15 protein-coding genes are annotated in these 16,452 nt (G+C 66.5%); 9 read left to right on the top strand and 6 right to left on the bottom strand.

Features of this window, described 5'->3' with window-relative positions; translation table 11 throughout:
• The first annotated feature begins 381 nt into the window (after window positions 1-381).
• Window positions 382-768, top strand: a complete 387-nt coding sequence (locus tag AC3A4T_RS11355) for an H-NS histone family protein (protein WP_487675484.1) — start codon at window positions 382-384, stop codon at window positions 766-768.
• Window positions 769-1,009: 241 nt separating this feature from the next.
• On the opposite strand, the gene AC3A4T_RS11350 is transcribed toward AC3A4T_RS11355, so the two are convergent.
• Window positions 1,010-2,260: a threonine/serine exporter family protein gene (locus AC3A4T_RS11350; protein ID WP_487675483.1), complete on the bottom strand. Its 1,251-nt coding sequence runs from the start codon at window positions 2,258-2,260 to the stop codon at window positions 1,010-1,012.
• Between the two features lie 183 nt (window positions 2,261-2,443).
• Between AC3A4T_RS11350 and AC3A4T_RS11345 the strand changes: the two genes are divergently transcribed.
• The 5 genes from AC3A4T_RS11345 (at window position 2,444) to AC3A4T_RS11325 (ending at window position 7,177) form a co-directional block, all read left to right on the top strand.
• A complete protein-coding gene (locus AC3A4T_RS11345; RefSeq protein ID WP_487675482.1) occupies window positions 2,444-3,565 on the top strand; it encodes an MlaE family lipid ABC transporter permease subunit in 1,122 nt (373 codons plus the stop codon).
• 82 nt (window positions 3,566-3,647) lie between these two features.
• Window positions 3,648-4,517 carry an ABC transporter ATP-binding protein gene (locus AC3A4T_RS11340; RefSeq protein WP_487675481.1) on the top strand — a complete coding sequence of 290 codons (870 nt, stop codon included), beginning with the start codon at window positions 3,648-3,650 and terminating at the stop codon, window positions 4,515-4,517.
• The gene (locus tag AC3A4T_RS11335; protein ID WP_487675480.1) at window positions 4,514-5,434 is read left to right on the top strand and encodes a CPBP family intramembrane glutamic endopeptidase; all 921 of its coding nucleotides are present in this window, start codon (window positions 4,514-4,516) and stop codon (window positions 5,432-5,434) included. The genes AC3A4T_RS11340 and AC3A4T_RS11335 overlap by 4 nt, the downstream gene beginning before the upstream one ends.
• Before the next feature lie 34 nt (window positions 5,435-5,468).
• Window positions 5,469-6,398, top strand: coding sequence for an MlaD family protein (locus AC3A4T_RS11330; RefSeq protein WP_487675479.1), 930 nt, complete (start codon window positions 5,469-5,471; stop codon window positions 6,396-6,398).
• Window positions 6,399-6,535: 137 nt separating this feature from the next.
• Entirely contained in the window at window positions 6,536-7,177 is a 642-nt protein-coding gene (locus tag AC3A4T_RS11325; protein ID WP_487675478.1) for an ABC-type transport auxiliary lipoprotein family protein, read from the top strand.
• Between the two features lie 379 nt (window positions 7,178-7,556).
• Here AC3A4T_RS11325 and AC3A4T_RS11320 read toward each other — a convergent pair whose 3' ends face one another.
• Window positions 7,557-8,147, bottom strand: coding sequence for an alpha-ketoglutarate-dependent dioxygenase AlkB family protein (locus tag AC3A4T_RS11320; RefSeq protein WP_487675477.1), 591 nt, complete (start codon window positions 8,145-8,147; stop codon window positions 7,557-7,559).
• 236 nt (window positions 8,148-8,383) lie between these two features.
• On the opposite strand from AC3A4T_RS11320, the gene AC3A4T_RS11315 reads away from it, so the two are divergent.
• Window positions 8,384-10,051, top strand: coding sequence for an electron transfer flavoprotein-ubiquinone oxidoreductase (locus AC3A4T_RS11315; protein ID WP_487675476.1), 1,668 nt, complete (start codon window positions 8,384-8,386; stop codon window positions 10,049-10,051).
• Window positions 10,052-10,222: 171 nt separating this feature from the next.
• Here AC3A4T_RS11315 and AC3A4T_RS11310 read toward each other — a convergent pair whose 3' ends face one another.
• Together AC3A4T_RS11310 and AC3A4T_RS11305 are read right to left on the bottom strand one after the other, a co-directional pair.
• A complete protein-coding gene (locus tag AC3A4T_RS11310; protein WP_487675475.1) occupies window positions 10,223-10,855 on the bottom strand; it encodes a CoA transferase subunit B in 633 nt (210 codons plus the stop codon).
• Window positions 10,856-11,038: 183 nt separating this feature from the next.
• Window positions 11,039-11,776, bottom strand: coding sequence for a CoA transferase subunit A (locus tag AC3A4T_RS11305; protein ID WP_046657848.1), 738 nt, complete (start codon window positions 11,774-11,776; stop codon window positions 11,039-11,041).
• A gap of 117 nt (window positions 11,777-11,893) precedes the next feature.
• On the opposite strand from AC3A4T_RS11305, the gene AC3A4T_RS11300 reads away from it, so the two are divergent.
• Window positions 11,894-12,820, top strand: coding sequence for an ATP-grasp domain-containing protein (locus tag AC3A4T_RS11300; protein ID WP_487675474.1), 927 nt, complete (start codon window positions 11,894-11,896; stop codon window positions 12,818-12,820).
• A gap of 381 nt (window positions 12,821-13,201) precedes the next feature.
• Here the strand turns inward: AC3A4T_RS11300 and AC3A4T_RS11295 are convergent, their stop codons facing one another.
• The gene (locus AC3A4T_RS11295; RefSeq protein WP_487675473.1) at window positions 13,202-14,614 is read right to left on the bottom strand and encodes a mannose-1-phosphate guanylyltransferase/mannose-6-phosphate isomerase; all 1,413 of its coding nucleotides are present in this window, start codon (window positions 14,612-14,614) and stop codon (window positions 13,202-13,204) included.
• 145 nt (window positions 14,615-14,759) lie between these two features.
• Here AC3A4T_RS11295 and AC3A4T_RS11290 point away from each other — a divergent pair, with 145 nt between their 5' ends.
• Complete coding sequence (locus AC3A4T_RS11290; RefSeq protein ID WP_487675472.1) at window positions 14,760-15,581, top strand: D-hexose-6-phosphate mutarotase; 822 nt, start codon at window positions 14,760-14,762, stop codon at window positions 15,579-15,581.
• A 33-nt stretch (window positions 15,582-15,614) separates the two neighbouring features.
• Here the strand turns inward: AC3A4T_RS11290 and AC3A4T_RS11285 are convergent, their stop codons facing one another.
• Window positions 15,615-16,211, bottom strand: coding sequence for a hypothetical protein (locus AC3A4T_RS11285; protein WP_487675471.1), 597 nt, complete (start codon window positions 16,209-16,211; stop codon window positions 15,615-15,617).
• Window positions 16,212-16,452 lie beyond the last annotated feature (241 nt).

Raw genomic sequence — 16,452 nt, 5'->3', positions numbered from 1 at the left:
TATCGGCCCGATATCTCCGCTGCGGCGCTCGATAACACGCTTTCGATAACCCGTTCGACAGGTCGTTTCCACAAGCCGTTTCAAACGGCGCCGGTAATCCGGCGAGTTCGATCGGCGAGTCCGGACCGCGCCCGCCAAGCCCGCGCAATCGACGCAAACCCAGGCCGCGCAAGCCTCGGCGACGGGCACGGCCGGCCCGGCTTGCGCGCGTTTTTTTAAACCGTTTACGCGGCCACAAATTCCCGCGCGCGCGCCACTGGCTTCAGCGGGCGATATTCGTGTATATCTTCCCGCGCATTTACGGCAGACTTCCCTGCCCTTACTATGCTGCCGCGCGCCAGGGACTGGCCGTCATTTCCGACCATACTCCCCGGAGGCTACATGTCGATCGATCTCTCCACGTTGTCCGCGAAAGAACTCGAATCCCTGATCAGCCAGGCCAAGAAGCGCAAGACCACCTTGAACAAGCGCAAACCCATCGCGGCCGTGCGCAAGAAAATCAGCACCCTGCTCAAGACCGAGGGTTACACCCTGGAAGAGCTGTTCGGCAACGCCGCTCCGGCGACCCGCGGCCCGAAGGCGAGCAAGGCCACCAAGGCCGCCGCTCCGGCCGCGCGCAAGGCGCGCAAGCCGCTGGGCAAGGTCGCGCCGAAATACCAGAACCCGGCCAACACCGGCGAAACCTGGACCGGCCGCGGCAAGCAGCCGCGCTGGCTGGCCGCGTACACCGCGCAAGGCAAGAAGCTGGAAGATTTCCTGATCAAGTAACGGGACTAAAACCCAAAATCACCGAAACCGCCGGCCTTAAGCCGGCGTTTTCATTGGAGCCGGGATTGGGGATTCGGGATTAGGGATTCGCAAAAGCCAAGTCAAAGGCTTGGAGCCGAGATTCGAGATTCGGGATTGGGGATTGGGGATCCGCAAAAAGCCAAGTCATAGGCAGTGCCTTGGCCACGACCGCTCTCGCTCTTGCCAATCCCCAATCCCAAATCCCCAATCCCGGCCGTCCTCACAAATTCCGCCGAGCCGGCAACAACAAATTCCCGAATATCAGCCCCGCGATCAGCGCGAGCAGGATATTGAGCACCGCCAGCACCGCGTCCTGGCCGACGTTGACGTCCTGCTGCTGAATCATCGTCAGCAGCCCGCGCAGGCTGACGCTGCCGGGCACCAGCAGAATGATCCCGGGCACGCGGATGATCGCCCCGGGCCGGTTGCCCCAGCGCGCGTAGGCGTTGCCGAGCGCGGTCATGACCAGGGCGGCGAGGAAGATTCCCGCCGGACTGCCCCAGGCCAGGCCGACGAAACGCGAAATCAGATAACCGCCGGCGGCCGCGGCCATGACCTTGAGGTAATCGCCGCGGTGGGCGCGGAACAGCACCGCGAAGGCGTACGACGCCACCGCCAGCCCGCCCCATTCGACCCACGGCGCCTGCGGACGCGACGCGCGCACCACCGGCTCCAGCCCGACCAGATCGGCCAGGTACAGCCCGATCACCGTGCCGACCGCCAGTTTCACCACCGTGGTCACCGCGCCGGCGAAACGCGCCGTGCCCGAGACCAGATGCTGGCTGGTCAGTTCGTTGACCGCATTGGTCAGCGCCAATCCGGGCAGCAGCACGATCAGCGAGGCGATGATCACCGTGTTCTGGTTCAGCGGGGCGATGAAATTGGCGACCAGCAACACGGTCAGCGCGGCGAACATGCCGGCGATCGCTTCCAGCGCCTCGCGCAGCCGCGGCCGGCGGCCAGAGATGTCGACCAGCAGGCCGATCATCAAACCGTTGATGGAGGCCACGCCGATGTCCAGCCACGGCAGCCGCAGCAGGCTGGCGACCGCGCCCGCGGCCAGGCCGTAGGCGATCACCTGCATCGAGCGCCAGCGCAGGCTGCGCGGGCGGTCGAGGGTTTCCAGCGCGGCGTGGCCGGCGGCCAGATCGAGCCGCCCGGCCATCACCTCCTCGGCGATGCGGTCGGTTTCGCTGAGACGGTACAGGTCGTTCTCGCCGGGCGGCAGCCGGATCACCCGGGTGGTGTCGCTGTCGCCGAGCGGCCGGTTGGGATCGCTGAAGGTGAGGATCAGGCCGGTCGGGTTCGACCACGGCTCGCACTCCAGGCGCAGTTTCTGCGCCACCGAACTCACCGCGCCCTCCAGCCGCTGCGCGGTGGTGCCGTAGCTGTGCAGACGCTCGGCCAACTCGACCACGAACGCGATGCGGGCGGCGTAGCTGGCGGCACTGAGCGGATGCGGGGTCGACATAGTCGGAAAGCATGGCACGCGTTTGAGTTGCCGGGAATCGGGAATCGGGAATGGGGAATCGGCAAGCCTCGCCATGTCGGTTGCCTGCTTAACCGATTCCCGATTCCCCATTCCCGATTCCCGGCTCCCCCCACGCAGCCCTCACCTCGTCATCCCTAGCCTGTATCCTCCCGCCGAGGCCCTATGACCCTATCGACCGCGCACCCACCGGAACTCACCGCCGACGGCTCCAGGCCTTCGCGGCTACGCCTTTCCGGATGCTGGACCCTCGAACATGCGGTCGCCATCGGCGAGGCGCTCAAGCAGGCGCCCGAGGGCACCGCCGAAATCGACGCGAGCGGGGTCGAGCGGCTCGATTCGGTCGGCGTGTTGCAGCTGATGCGCTATGCGCGCCGCCACGATCTCGATTTCGACGCCGCGTTCAATTTCCACGAAAGCCATCGCGCGCTGGTCAGCGCGATCGAGGACGTGGCCGACGAACGGCCCAAGAAGAAGCGCGAGTACGGCTTCGAGGCCGCGCTCGCGCGCCTGGGCTACGCGGTCACCGACAACTGGAAGGAAGTGCTGGCCCTGGTCGCCTTCTTCGGCGAAACCCTGGTCAAGATGCTGCGGCTGTTCAAGAGCCCGGGTCGCTTCCGCCCGACCGCGACCGTGCATCACATGGAACAGGTCGGCCTCGACGCGGTGCCGCTGATCGCGCTGCTGTGCTACCTGGTCGGCGCGGTGGTGGCGTTCCTGGGCTCGACCATCCTCAAGGATTTCGGCGCGACCATCTTCGTGGTCGAACTGGTCAGCATCGCCTTCCTGCGCGAATTCGGCGTGCTGCTGACCGCGATCGTGCTCGCCGGCCGCACCGCCAGCGCGTTCACCGCGCAGATCGGCGCGATGGTCAGCCGCGAGGAGGTCGATGCGATCCGCACCCTGGGCATGGACCCGATCGATCTGCTGGTGATCCCGCGCGTGCTGGCGCTGCTGGTGATGCTGCCGCTGCTGACGTTCGTGGCGATGATCGCCGGCCTGCTCGGCGGCCTGACCGTCGGTGCCTACGGCCTGGACATCCCGCCGCAGCAATATCTCGCGCGCATGCACGAGACCATGCAGTTGCGCCACTTCCTGGTCGGCATGTCGAAGGCGCCGATCTTCGCCCTGCTGATCAGCCTGATCGGCTGCCTGGAAGGCCTGCAGGTCAAGGGCACCGCGCAGTCGGTCGGCGAGCGCACCACCTCCAGCGTGGTCCAGTCGATCTCGCTGGTGATCGTGCTGGATGCGTTCTTTGCCATCTGGTTCATGGAGATGGGCTGGTGAAGCCGGGATTCGGGATTCGGGATTCGGGATTCGCTGAAAAGCGAGAGGCCGGCGCATTTGCACGCCTCGCGGGAGCCTTGCTGTGACGAATCCCGAATCCCAAATCCCGAATCCCGTCGTCGACGGCAAAGCCGACGACGACCTCATCATCCGCATCCGCGGCCTGGTCAACCAATTCGGCGACCAAGTCGTTCACGACGGCCTCGACCTGGACGTGAAGCGCGGCGAGATCATCGGCGTGGTCGGCGGCTCGGGCACCGGCAAGTCGGTGATGATGCGGTCGATCCTGGGCCTGCGTAAGCCCAACGCCGGCGAGATCGAAGTGCTCGGCATCGACGCGCGCAATCCCGACCCGCGCATGCGCCGCCAGATCGAACGCAACACCGGCGTGCTGTTCCAGGACGGCGCCTTGTTCTCCTCGCTGACCGTCGGCGAGAACGTGCAGGTGCCGCTCAAGGAGTACCACGGCGACCTGCCCGATTCGCTGCGCTACGAACTGGCGTTGCTCAAGGTCAAGCTGTCGGGCCTGCCGGCCGATGCGATCAACAAGCTGCCGTCGCAGTTGTCCGGCGGCATGCGCAAGCGCGCCGGCTTGGCGCGCGCGCTGGCGCTGGACCCGCCGCTGCTGTTCCTCGACGAACCCACCGCCGGCCTCGACCCGATCGGCGCGGCCGCGTTCGACCGCTTGATCCGCACCCTGCAGCAGGCGCTCGGCCTGACCGTGTTCCTGATCACCCATGACCTGGACACGCTGTACGCGATCTGCGATCGCATCGCGGTGCTCGCCGACAAGAAGGTGATCGCCTGCGCGCCGATCGAGGAGGTCGAGAAAATCGATCACCCGTGGGTGCAGGAATACTTCCACGGCCCGCGCGCGCGCGCCGCGCAGGTCGCGCGCGACAAGAACGTCGACGACGCCGGTCGGCGGACGCCGGATGCGCCGGCGCGATGAACGCCGTGCTCGCCCATCCCGATACGCTGTGGAGCGTGTCGATCTGGGCGGTGCTGTGCGTGGCCGCGGCACTGTTGTGGTGGCCGAAGGCGCGCTCGGCGGTGTACGTGCTGCTCGGCGTGGTCGCCGTCGCGGGGCTGATCCGCGGCGTATTCGATCCGCTGGCGCTGCTGTCGTTCGCCCTGCTCGGCCTGGCCGCGTGGCTGGTGTTGCCGGCGCGGGCCAAGGGCGCGCGCGTCGCCGGCCACGTCTTGTTCGTGCTGGTCGCGTTCGCGCTCGGGCTGCATCTGATGCCCGGCTTCCACAACCCGCAACTCATCAGCGACCTGCGGCTGACGCCCGACGCGGTGCCGATGTCGCTGTACCTGAATTTCGACAAGCCGCTGGCCGGGTTCTGGCTGCTGCTGTGCTGGCCGCTGCTGCGCCGCTTTGGCGGGGACACTGGCGAGGGTACTGGCGAGAGCAAGGGCGAGAACACGCAGCCGGTCGCGGCCTCGCTGGCCGCCGGCCTGATCGGCGCGCTGCTCGCCGCGGTGCTGTGCCTGGGCTTGGCGCTGGCGATGAACGCGGTCGCCTGGGCACCGAAATGGCCGGCGTTCGGCGCGCTGTGGGCACTCAACAATCTGCTGCTGGTGGCGCTGACCGAAGAGGCGATGTTCCGCGGCTATCTGCAGGAGGCTCTGCAGCGGCGCTGGCAATCGCTGCGACGCGGCGCGTGGTGCGCGACCGGCGTGTCGGCGATGGCCTTTGGGCTGGTCCACCTCGGCGGCGGCTGGCGCTTCGCGCTTGTGGCGACGCTGGCCGGGGTGGTCTACGGCTGGGCCTACCGCAAGGGCGGCCTGCTCGGCGCGGTGCTCGCCCACTTCGGCCTCAACCTGATTCATTTCACCGCGTTTACCTACCCCATGCTGGCATGATGCCGGCTGCCGCTTTAGCGCTCGAAGGTGCCTGATGGAAACCAAGGCCAATTACGTCCTCATCGGTGCGTTCACGATCATCGTGACGCTGTTCCTGCTGCTGTTCGCGCTGTGGGCGGCCAAGTACTCCTCGGAGAAGAGCTGGCGCGAATACGCGGTGATCTTCAACGAGCCGGTCACCGGCCTGTCGGAAGGCAGCACCGTGCAGTACAACGGCATCTCGGTCGGCACCGTGCAGCAGCTGAGCCTGGCGCCGGACGATCCGCGCCGGGTGATCGCCAAGCTGCGCCTGCAGGCCGATGCGCCGATCAAGACCGACACCCGCGCCAAGCTGTCGATGACCGGCATCACCGGCAGCCCGATCATCCAGCTCACCGGCGGCAGTCCCAACAGCCCGAGCCTGGCCGACGCCGAGCGCAGCAGCGACATCCCGATCATCCAGACCGAGGCCTCGGCGCTGCAGAACATCGCCGACACCGCCAACCGCCTGGTCGCGCGCCTGGATCAGGTGCTCAGCGACGACAACGTCAAGCACGTGTCCAACACCCTGGCCAATATCGAATCGCTGACCAGTTCGATCGCCGACCAGCGCGGCGACCTGCGCGAACTGATCGCCAACGCGAAGAAATCCAGCGAACAGCTCAGCCAGACCCTGGCCACCACCAACAAGGCGGTGGAGACGGTCGACCGCGAACTCGCCGGCAAGCTGCCGGGCATCATCAACAAGCTCGACAGCACCCTGACCAAGCTCGACTCGGCCGCCACCGGCGCCAACGGCATCCTCAACGACAACCGCGCCGCGATCGGCAGCTTCGCCAACGACGGTTTGGCTCAGCTCGGCCCGACCCTGAGCGAACTGCGTTCGCTGGTACGCGATCTGCGCCGGATCAGCGATCGCCTGGACAACAACCCGACCCGGTATCTGCTGGGACGCGATGCGACCAAGGAGTTCGAGCCGAAATGAAGCGGGTTATCGACTTATCGGTGGGCGCCGCTCGCGGCGAGAACTACGGCGTGGTTATCGGCATGACGGATATGAACCAGAATTTGGATTGCGCCGGTTCGGCGCGCGGCGGTTTCGCTTCTCGGAATTCCGCTCGCGTGCGTCGCTTCGGTTGGCTGTCCGCCGCCTTGCTGGCCGCGCTCGCGTTGAGCGGCTGCTCATCGATCCTCGGCGAAAAACCCAAGACGCCGACCGTGCAGTACGCGCCCGATCCGCGCGTGCCGGGCGATCCGAGCTGGCCGAGCGCGAACTGGCAGTTGTCGCTGAGCGCGCCCAACGCCGCGCGCATGATCGACAGCCTGCGCATCGCGGTGCGTCCGAGCGGCAACGAGATCCAGGTGTACAAGGGCGCGGCCTGGGCCAAGCTGCCGAGTAGCATGATCGAGGACTCACTGCTGCGCACGCTCGAGGATTCCGGCAAGATCGCCGCGGTCGCGCGCCAGGGCAGCGGCATCGGCGCGGACTACAAGCTCGTGCTCGACCTGCGCCGGTTCGAATCCGATTACGGCCAGGACGCGGCGCTGCCGTCGGCGACGATCGAGATCAACGCCAAGCTGATCCACAGCTCGGACCAGAAGGTCGTCGCTTCGCGCACCTTCCTGCAGGCGCAACCGTCCGCGACCACTGCGGTGCCGGACGTGGTCAACGCATTCGGGCGCGCGCTGGAAACGGTCACCGGCGAGATCGCGGGATGGACGCTGACCTCGGGCGACGTGCACGAGAAGACGCATAAGCGCTGAGTCGCCGCGCGGCATTGAGCCGCGCTCGTCCGGCGCCATCAACAACCCGTACGAAACCGGACGGGCCGCGCTGCCGCATCGCCGGCGCTGCGTGGCCGCGTCGGCGCGACTGGTTCAATCGCTGCGCGCTGACGGCATGTCTCATGGCGCTGCCGATATTCGTGTACGCCGTCGTGTGGCAGTGAGCGTACCGGCAGCTTTCAGACGTGGATTTGCGCGGTGATCGCGTCCACAACCGCCTCGTCGCCGAACCTTCCAGTGGCCTGCGATAAGGATGAGACGACAGCGTGGCGGCAGATTCGAGGCAGCGTTTCGCACGCTTCGTATCAGGCGACGCGCGACACGGGCATCTTCGAAATCACCTCGTGGACTGCGCCCTTCACCGCCTCCCGATCATCCGAAACGTCAGATTGATCCGCTCCCCCACCGGCCTGGCCGTGCGCGGCAGGGCATGCCGGTAATTGGCCTGGGTCGGCCCCGACATCAGCAGCAGGCTGCCGTGGCCGAGCGCCAGTTCGCCCTTGAGGCCCTCGCGGCGACGGTGCTTGAAAGTGAAGCGCCGGGTCGCGCCCAGGCTCAACGACGCGATCAACGGCGCGCGGCCGAGCTCGGGCTCATCGTCGCTGTGCCAGCCCATCGCGTCGCGGCCGTCGCGGTAGCGATTGGCCAACACGCTGTTGAACGGCGCTCCTAGCTCCTCGACCAGCCGCTGCCGCACCGCATGCAGCGCAGGCGGCCAGGGATGCGGCTGGAAGTCGGCGCCGGAATAGCGGTAATGCGCGTCGGCGTCGCCGATCCAACTGCTGAGCCGCGGCGAATCGTGTTCGCGCCCGAACAGGCGGATGCGATGCACCTCCCACGGCACCTGCTGCAACAAGGCCGCATACAGCGCGTCGGCGGCCTCGCGGTCCAGCCAATGCGGGTCGTAGGCCAGTTCGGCGTCTTCCAGCGGCAGTCGGGTGCAGGCCATGGGCGGACGCTAGCACGCGTCCGGCGCGCGTCGCGATCCGATTCCTGCGCCGGTCGCGGGCCTGAAGCGGCAACGGATCGGGCCGAAATCCCGCCGCAAACGGCCCGCGCACGGCCCAAAACACCGGCCGCGTTCCGTTTAAAACAGCTCAATCGTTCACCGTGCCGGCGTTTGAAATGGCGCCGCCCGCGCAAACCCGCGACAATGCCGGGATTGCACGCACGAGTACCGCCAGCATGAGCGAACAGCCGATCGATACGGTCCAGCCGTCCGACACGCCAGCCATCGAGATCGAACGCGACGTCATGGAATACGACGTCGTCACCGTCGGCGCCGGTCCGGCCGGCCTGTCGTTCGCGATTCGGCTCAAACAGCTCAATCCGGAGATCTCGGTCTGCGTGATCGAGAAGTCCAGCACCATCGGCGCCCACATCCTGTCCGGCGCGGTGATCGAGACCGGCCCGCTCGACGCGCTGCTGCCGAACTGGCGCGACAACCCGCCGCCGATCTGCGTGCCGGCCACCGACGACGAGTTCTGGCTGCTGACCAAGACCGGCGGGCGCAAGCTGCCGGTGCCGCCGGGCATGAACAACCACGGCAACGTGATCGTCAGCCTCGGCGCGATGTGCGCGTGGCTGGCGCCGCAGGCCGAAGCGCTGGGCGTGGAGATCTATCCGGGCTTCGCCGCGGCCGAGACCCTGCACGACCCCGACGGCCGCGTCGCCGGCGTGCGCATCGGCGACATGGGCATCTCCAAGGACGGCACCCCGAAGGACGGCTTCACCGCCGGCATCGACATCCGCGCCAAGGTCACCGTGTTCGCCGAAGGCGCGCGCGGGCATCTGACCAAGCGGCTGATCAAACGCTTCAAGCTCGACGCCGACAGCGACCCGCAGGGCTATTCGATCGGCATCAAAGAGTTGTGGCAGGTGCCCGAGGACCGGGTCAGCCCCGGCAAGATCGTGCACAGCTTCGGCTGGCCGGCCGACAGCCACACCTACGGCGGCAGTTTCCTGTATCACCTCGACAAGGGCCGCATCGCCCTGGGCTACGTCAGCGGCCTGGATTACCGCGATCCGGACTACAAGCCGTGGGAAGCCTTCCAGCAATGGAAGAATCACCCGATGGTCAAGCCGCTGCTGGAAGGCGGCAACCTGGTCTCGGCCGGCGCGCGCGCGATCGTCACTGGCGGCTATCAGTCGCTGCCCAAGGTCGAGATGCCCGGCGCGTTGCTGATCGGCGACACCGCCGGCCTGCTCAACGTGCCCAAGGTCAAGGGCACCCATCAGGCGATCCGCAGCGGCATGCTCGCCGCCGAGCATCTGGTCGCGGCCGGACTCGCGGCGGAAGGCTTCGACGCCAAGCTGCGCGCGTCCGAGGCGATGGCCGAACTCAAGAAGGTCCGCAACATCAAGCCCGCGTTCAAGAAGGGCCTGTGGTTCGGCATGCTCAACGCCGCCTGGGAAACCGTCACCGGCGGGCTGTCGCCGTGGACCTTGAAGAACAAGCCGGACTGGTCGTCGCTGCAGAAACTCGGCGAGGCCGAAAAGCCCAAGCGCGATTACCTCGACCGCACGCTGGCGCCGCGCGACCGCCTGGCCTCGGTGTACTTCGCCGCGACCGAGCACGACGAAGACCAGCCGGTTCATCTGAAAGTCGCCGACACCAACATCTGCATCACCCAGTGCGCCGAGGAATACGGCAACCCCTGCACCCGCTTCTGCCCGGCCGGCGTGTACGAGATCGTCGAGGAAGCCGGCGCCGATGGAAGCAGCGCCAAGCGCCTGCAGATCAACTCGGCGAACTGCGTCCACTGCAAGACCTGCGACATCAAGGACCCGTACGAGATCATCAACTGGGTAACACCGGAAGGCGGCGCGGGACCGAATTACCAGAATCTGTAATCGCATCTCCGCGAACATGCGAAAAGGCCGCCCCGAAAGGCGGCCTTTTTGCTGCGTCGCGCTTGCAACGGCCCTCAGGAATGCATCCCGGCTCGCGGCCGCCCGGCACGATCGTGGGTAAAAACGAAAAGCCGCCTTTTGGCGGCTTTTCGGCACTCGGCGAACGCTCGCTCAGTTGCGCTTGAACGGCACGCCGGTCTTTTCCCGCAGTTCCTCGTCGCTCACGCCGGGCGCGGTTTCGATCAGCACCAGGCCGTGCTCGGTCACGTCCATCACCGCCAGTTCGGTGATGATGCGATTGACCACGCCCAGGCCGGTCAGCGGCAAGGTGCATTCGGGCAGGATCTTGTGTTCGCCGTTCTTGGCGCTGTGCTCCATCAGCACGACCACGCGCTTGACCCCGGCGACCAGATCCATCGCGCCGCCCATGCCCTTGACCATCTTGCCGGGCACCATCCAGTTGGCCAGATCGCCCTTGTCGGTGACCTGCATCGCGCCAAGGATCGCCAGGTCGATATGGCCGCCGCGGATCATCGCGAAGCTGTCGTGGCTGCCGAAATAGCTGGCGCCCGAACGCGCGGTCACGGTCTGCTTGCCGGCGTTGATCAGGTCGGCGTCGACTTCGTCCTCGGTCGGGAACGGACCGATGCCGAGCAGGCCGTTTTCGGACTGCAGCCAGACGTCGATGCCGTCGGGAATGAAATTGGCGACCAGGGTCGGCAAGCCGATGCCGAGGTTCACATAGGCGCCGTCGGTGAGTTCCTGCGCGGCGCGTTGCGCCATTTCGTCGCGGGTCCAAGACATGAGTAGCGGTTCCTTTGATTCGAAAGTGGCTGCCAAAACAACCACGAGAAAGAGAGTCGGCAACAACGATGGCGCTGACTTCAGCGAGGCAACAGGGAGAGCCGCAACGAATGTTTCGACTTCAGCGCGGCGATCAACACCACACCCACGAAACGCAAACGCTCAGCCCACCTTCACCCCCACTCAACCCGCCCGCACCGTCCGCTGCTCGATGCGCTTCTCCGGCGTGGCATTGACCACGATGCGATCGACATAGATGCCCGGCAGATGCACGTGATCGGGATCGATCGCGCCGACCTCGACCAGTTCCTCCACCTCGACCACGCAGGTCTTGCCGGCCATCGCGCAGGCCGGATTGAAATTGCGCGCGGTCTTGCGGAACACCAGGTTGCCGGCGGTGTCGGCCTTCCACGCCTTGACCAGCGACACGTCGGCCTTGAGCGCGGTCTCCATCACGTAATGATGGCCGTCGAACTCGCGCGTCTCCTTGCCGTCGGCCACGACCGTGCCGTAGCCGGTGCGGGTGAAGAACGCCGGGATGCCTGCGCCGCCGGCACGCAGGCGCTCGGCCAGGGTGCCCTGCGGGTTGAACTCAAGTTCGAGCTCGCCCGACAGGAACTGGCGCTCGAATTCCTTGTTCTCGCCCACGTAGGACGAAATCATTTTCTTGATCTGGCGCGTTTCCAGCAGCAGGCCCAGGCCGAAACCGTCGACGCCTGCGTTGTTGGAGATCGCGGTCAGGCCCTTGACACCGCTGTCGCGCAGCGCGCCGATCAGGGCCTCGGGAATGCCGCACAGGCCGAAACCGCCGACGGCCAGGGTCTGCCCGTCCGCCACCACGCCTTGCAACGCTTCTTTCGCACTGGGGTACAGCTTGCTCTTCGCGGCGCCGGTGGGCGTCGCGGCGATGGCCTGGGCCATGGGACAACTCCTTTTCGGGATGCGCGCAGTTTAGCCTGCGGCCGGCCCGGGACGTAGCGGACTTTCGGGCAATACCGCGACAATGCCTTGATTGTGTGCCGACGTTAGACTGCCGCCATGAGTTCAATCGCCCCGCCTTCCATCGTCCTGGTCACCGCCATCGCCGCCGCCGGACAGGACGACGACCTGTCGCCGCTGCTCGCCGCCTGCACCGCGCACGGCCTGCGCGCGCAGGTCCGCGCCTGGGACGATCCCAGCGTGGCCTGGGCGCGATACGACGCCGTATTGCTGCGCTCGCCCTGGGACTACAGCGAGCGGCTCGATGAATTCCTGGCCTGGTGCGAACGCGTCGATGCGGTCAGCCGTCTGCTCAACCCCTGGCCGGTGCTGCGCTGGAATACCGACAAGCATTACCTGGCCGACCTGGCCGCACGCGGCGTGCCGGTGGTGCCGACCGCCTTCGTCGAACCGGACATGGACGCGATGCCGGCGTTGCAGGAGTTCCTGCTCGCGTATCCGCAGGCCGAGGAATTCGTGGTCAAGCCGGCGGTGAGCGCGGGCTCGCGCGATACGCTGCGGTACGCGCGAGTGCAGGAATTCGCCGCCGCCAACCACATCGCGCGGCTGCTCGATGAAGGCCGCAGCGCGATGTTGCAGCCGTACCTGGCCTCGGTCGATCGCGACGGCGAAACCGCGCTGATCCATTTCAACGGCGTGTTCAGCCATGCCATCCGCAAGGGCGCGATGCTGCAACGCGAGGACGCGTTGAACCTGCGCGCGATCGAACGCATCAACCCGCGCGAAGCCGGCGACGACGAGCGCACCGTCGCGCTGCATGCGCTGACCGCGATGACCGCGCGACTGGATCTGGAGGAACCGCTGCCGTATGCGCGGGTAGACTTGATCCGCGACGCCGACGGCCTGCCGCAATTGCTGGAACTGGAGCTGTGCGAGCCTTCGCTGTTCTTCGCTCACGCGCCGGGCAGCGCGGATCGGTTCGCGCAGGTGTTGGCGGAGCTGCTGGCGGTCGACGCTTCGGATTGAGTCGCGCGCGTCGGTGGCCGCGCGAATTTCGGATCGGATGGCGTCGGGGGCTGAAGCCCCTTCCACAAAACAGACGAAGCTGCCGCGACCTGTCAGCGCAGCCACCAAAGCCTGTCGCAACTCTCCTATCGTCATTTCCGCGAAGGCGGGGTCCGCTTTACTTCGGCGAAGCCGAACATCCAGGGCCTTTCGTGCGAGAACGCTTGAAGTCACTGGATTCCCGCGTTCGCGGGAATGACGGTATTGAAGGGTGCCGCTGAAGCCTCTGGATCCCCGCCTTCGCGGGGATGACGAGCAACAGCTCAGCGACCACGACAGCACAAAAAAGACCGGCCATTGGCCGGTCTTTTCGATTGCCGCGCGCTTCACGACACGAACGACTTACGAACGCCCGTAAACGTCTTCCAGACGAACGATATCGTCCTCGCCCAAGTAAGCGCCCGACTGCACCTCGATCAACTCGACCGGTTCGCTGCCGTTGTTGCGCAGCCGATGCACGCTGCCCAGCGGAATATAGGTGCTCTGGTTTTCGTGCAGATCGAACACCTTGTCGTCGCAGGTCACCTCGGCCACGCCGGACACCACGATCCAGTGCTCGGCGCGCTTGTGGTGCTTTTGCAGGCTCAGCACGCCGCCGGGCTTGACCACGATGCGCTTGACCTGGAACCGGTCGCCCATGTCGATCGAATCGTAGTTACCCCACGGCCGGTAGACCTTGCGGTGGAACAGATGCTCCTGACGACCGGCCTGCTTGAGCTTGTCGACGATCATCTTGACGTCCTGCACCCGATCCTTACGCGCGACCAGGGTCGCGTCGGGCGTGTCGATGATGACCAGATCCTCCACGCCGATCGTCGCGATCATGCGCCGGTCGGACGCGCGCACCAGGCTGCCGCGGGTATCGACCGAGATCACGTCGCCTTCGTAACGGTTGTCGTCGTCGTCGCGCTCGGCCACCGCCCACAGCGACGACCACGAGCCGATATCGCTCCAGCCGCAGCTGACCGGCACCACCGCGGCGCGATCGGTTTTCTCCATCACCGCATAGTCGATCGAATCGTTCGGGCTGGCGGCGAACGCCTCCTTGCCCAGGCGGATGAAATCCAGGTCGGTGCTGGCCTGCGCATACGCGGCGCGCGCGGCTTCGAGGATCTTCGGCGCCAGTCTCGCCAGTTCGTCGAGGTAGCGCTGGGCCTTGAACAGGAACATGCCCGAATTCCAGGCATAGGTGCCGGCGGCGAGGTAGCTCTCGGCGGTGGCCAGATCGGGCTTCTCGACGAAGCGGCCGACCTTGTAGCCGCCCTCGCCCAGGGCGTCGCCGCGGTCGATGTAGCCGTAACCGGTCTCCGGATAATCCGGATGGATGCCGAAGGTCACCAGCCAGTCCTGATCGGCCAGCACCGCCGCGCGCGCGACCGCGTCGCGGAAGGCCTCGACGTCTTCGATCAGATGGTCGGCCGGCAATACCAGCATGGTCGCGTCGGGTTCGCTGGCGACCAGGTGCAGCGCCGCCAGCGCGATCGCCGGCGCGGTGTTGCGGGCGACCGGTTCGAGCAGGATCGCGCCGTTGGCCACGCCGATGGCCTGCAATTGCTCGCCGACCATGAAACGGTGGTCGTCGGCGCAGACCGTGACCGGGGCCCCGGTATCGGGTAGCGCGCTGGCGCGCAGAATGGTTTCCTGGAACAGCGAGTGGTCGCCGATCAGCGAAAGGAACTGCTTGGGCTGATTCTGACGCGAGAGCGGCCACAAGCGTGAACCACTGCCGCCACTGAGAACGACGGGATGAAGCATCCTGGCTCCCGATATCGGAACGGAAAAGGGACGCAAGGATAGCCGAAGGCCCTTGTAACCGGCTTCACGGCACTTAACCGGCGGTATCCGCCAGCAGCCCTAAAATACGATACCCGGCGCCACACGCGCTCCAAGGACGGAAGCCATGACCCTCGCCCCACCGCTGCAACTGAACCTCGGCGACGACGGCCGGATCGAAGCCAGCCCATTCGGCGCCCACGCCCTGTCCTGGCGCTGCCAGGGCCGCGAGCGCCTGTACCTGAGCCCGTGCGCCAGCTTCGGCGAAGGCAAGGCGATCCGCGGCGGCGTCCCGGTGATTTTTCCGCAGTTCGGCGAGCGCGGCGACGGCCCGCGCCACGGCTTCGCCCGCACCACCGTCTGGGAGCCGCTGGACAGCGCGGGCGCGCCGCGCCTGGCCTTCCGCCTTCGCGACGACGAGCACACGCGCCGCCACTGGCCGCACCGGTTCGAGACCGAGCTGGCCCTGGAACCGGGCGAAAACCGCCTGCGCATCGCCCTGAGCGTGCGCAATCTCGACGAGGCCCCGTTCGAATTCAGCGCCGCCCTGCACACCTACGTGCGGGTCGCCGATATCGCCGGCACCCTGGTCCACGGATTGGAGGATCGTCCGTACTTCGATAGCGCGCGCGGAGGCGAGCGGGTGGAGCCGACCGACGCGCCGCTGCGCTTCGAGGGCGAGGTCGATCGCATTTACCCCGGCACGCGCCGGGTGCTGCGGGTAACCGACGGGGAGCAGATGCTGCGGGTGGAAAGCGAGGGGTTCGCCGACACCGTGGTGTGGAATCCCGGCGCCGAACTGGCCGCCGGCCTGGCCGACCTGGGCGCGGGCGAACACCGCCATTTCATCTGCGTGGAAGCCGCGCGGATTCTCGAACCGATCCGCCTGGAACCGGGCGCCGACTGGACCGGCGCGCAACACGTGATCGTCGAAGAGACGCTGCGCTGACCGGCCGCGCCATGCGCTTCGCGCGCGCCCGGCTCAACCGCAGCGGTAATTCACTTCGCTGACGCTGTTGCGGAACGGATCGGTCAGATCGTCGGAGTATTCGCCCATCAGCAGCCGCTGCTTGGGCAGCAGATTGCCGCGGAAAAACCGGCTGAAACGGGCCAGATTGTGGCCGCGCCCGGTCAGGCGCACGCAGCGTTCGTCGATCACGATCGTGCCCGACTGCAACTGCTCGGTCAGGCGCACGTCGACCAGGCGATGTTCGATCATGTACTCCTTGGCCAGCACATCGTGCAGATGATCGGCATGGATGCCGCCGCCGCGTTGCTGGATCTTTTCCAGGATGTAGAACGACAGCGATCGGTCGATCACCGTCGGCACCGAGATCGCGAAGGCGTAGCCGCCCAGCATCCACATACAGATCAGCTGCACCTTCTCGAAGCGGTTGAAGTCGCTGAACGCCTTTAACGCGAACACGCCGATGCCGACCACGGCCGCGGCGATGCCGGCGTCCAGGATCGCGCTGTACAGCACGACGTTGACCTTGCCGTAGCGCACATGCAGGGCGTACACCCCGAGCAGCACGATCACGAACGCGAACGTGGCCAACAATGCCTTGAGATATTTCACGAGCGCAGCCTCTTCATTAGCTTTCCTGGCTTGAATCGGTTGAACAACCCCACCTGCCTTGGCGCGACGCGGCACTCAGGCTCCACGCCGGCGACACCATACCGCGCCCGCGACGCGGGCGACCGCGCCCCCGACGCAAGACCCCGCCGCAGCCGTGAACGCGGTCGCGGTTTGCGCTGGCCCCGCGCGGTCACACGGCATTCCAGCCACGGCCCTCCCGCCCACAACACGCGCTGAGCGG

The sequence above is a fragment of the Lysobacter sp. Soil_N_51 genome (assembly GCF_057655755.1).
Note: the sequence above shows the minus strand (reverse complement) of the source record. Positions and strands in the feature narration are given on the sequence as shown.

What these genes read in the sequence shown, in the direction of transcription:
- AC3A4T_RS11355 (WP_487675484.1), top strand. Translation starts at nt 382, where the DNA reads ATGTCGATCGATCTCTCCACGTTGTCCGCGAAAGAACTCGAATCCCTG.
- AC3A4T_RS11350 (WP_487675483.1), bottom strand. Translation starts at nt 2,260, where the DNA reads ATGTCGACCCCGCATCCGCTCAGTGCCGCCAGCTACGCCGCCCGCATC.
- AC3A4T_RS11345 (WP_487675482.1), top strand. Translation starts at nt 2,444, where the DNA reads ATGACCCTATCGACCGCGCACCCACCGGAACTCACCGCCGACGGCTCC.
- AC3A4T_RS11335 (WP_487675480.1), top strand. Translation starts at nt 4,514, where the DNA reads ATGAACGCCGTGCTCGCCCATCCCGATACGCTGTGGAGCGTGTCGATC.
- AC3A4T_RS11330 (WP_487675479.1), top strand. Translation starts at nt 5,469, where the DNA reads ATGGAAACCAAGGCCAATTACGTCCTCATCGGTGCGTTCACGATCATC.
- AC3A4T_RS11320 (WP_487675477.1), bottom strand. Translation starts at nt 8,147, where the DNA reads ATGGCCTGCACCCGACTGCCGCTGGAAGACGCCGAACTGGCCTACGAC.
- AC3A4T_RS11315 (WP_487675476.1), top strand. Translation starts at nt 8,384, where the DNA reads ATGAGCGAACAGCCGATCGATACGGTCCAGCCGTCCGACACGCCAGCC.
- AC3A4T_RS11310 (WP_487675475.1), bottom strand. Translation starts at nt 10,855, where the DNA reads ATGTCTTGGACCCGCGACGAAATGGCGCAACGCGCCGCGCAGGAACTC.
- AC3A4T_RS11305 (WP_046657848.1), bottom strand. Translation starts at nt 11,776, where the DNA reads ATGGCCCAGGCCATCGCCGCGACGCCCACCGGCGCCGCGAAGAGCAAG.
- AC3A4T_RS11300 (WP_487675474.1), top strand. Translation starts at nt 11,894, where the DNA reads ATGAGTTCAATCGCCCCGCCTTCCATCGTCCTGGTCACCGCCATCGCC.
- AC3A4T_RS11295 (WP_487675473.1), bottom strand. Translation starts at nt 14,614, where the DNA reads ATGCTTCATCCCGTCGTTCTCAGTGGCGGCAGTGGTTCACGCTTGTGG.
- AC3A4T_RS11290 (WP_487675472.1), top strand. Translation starts at nt 14,760, where the DNA reads ATGACCCTCGCCCCACCGCTGCAACTGAACCTCGGCGACGACGGCCGG.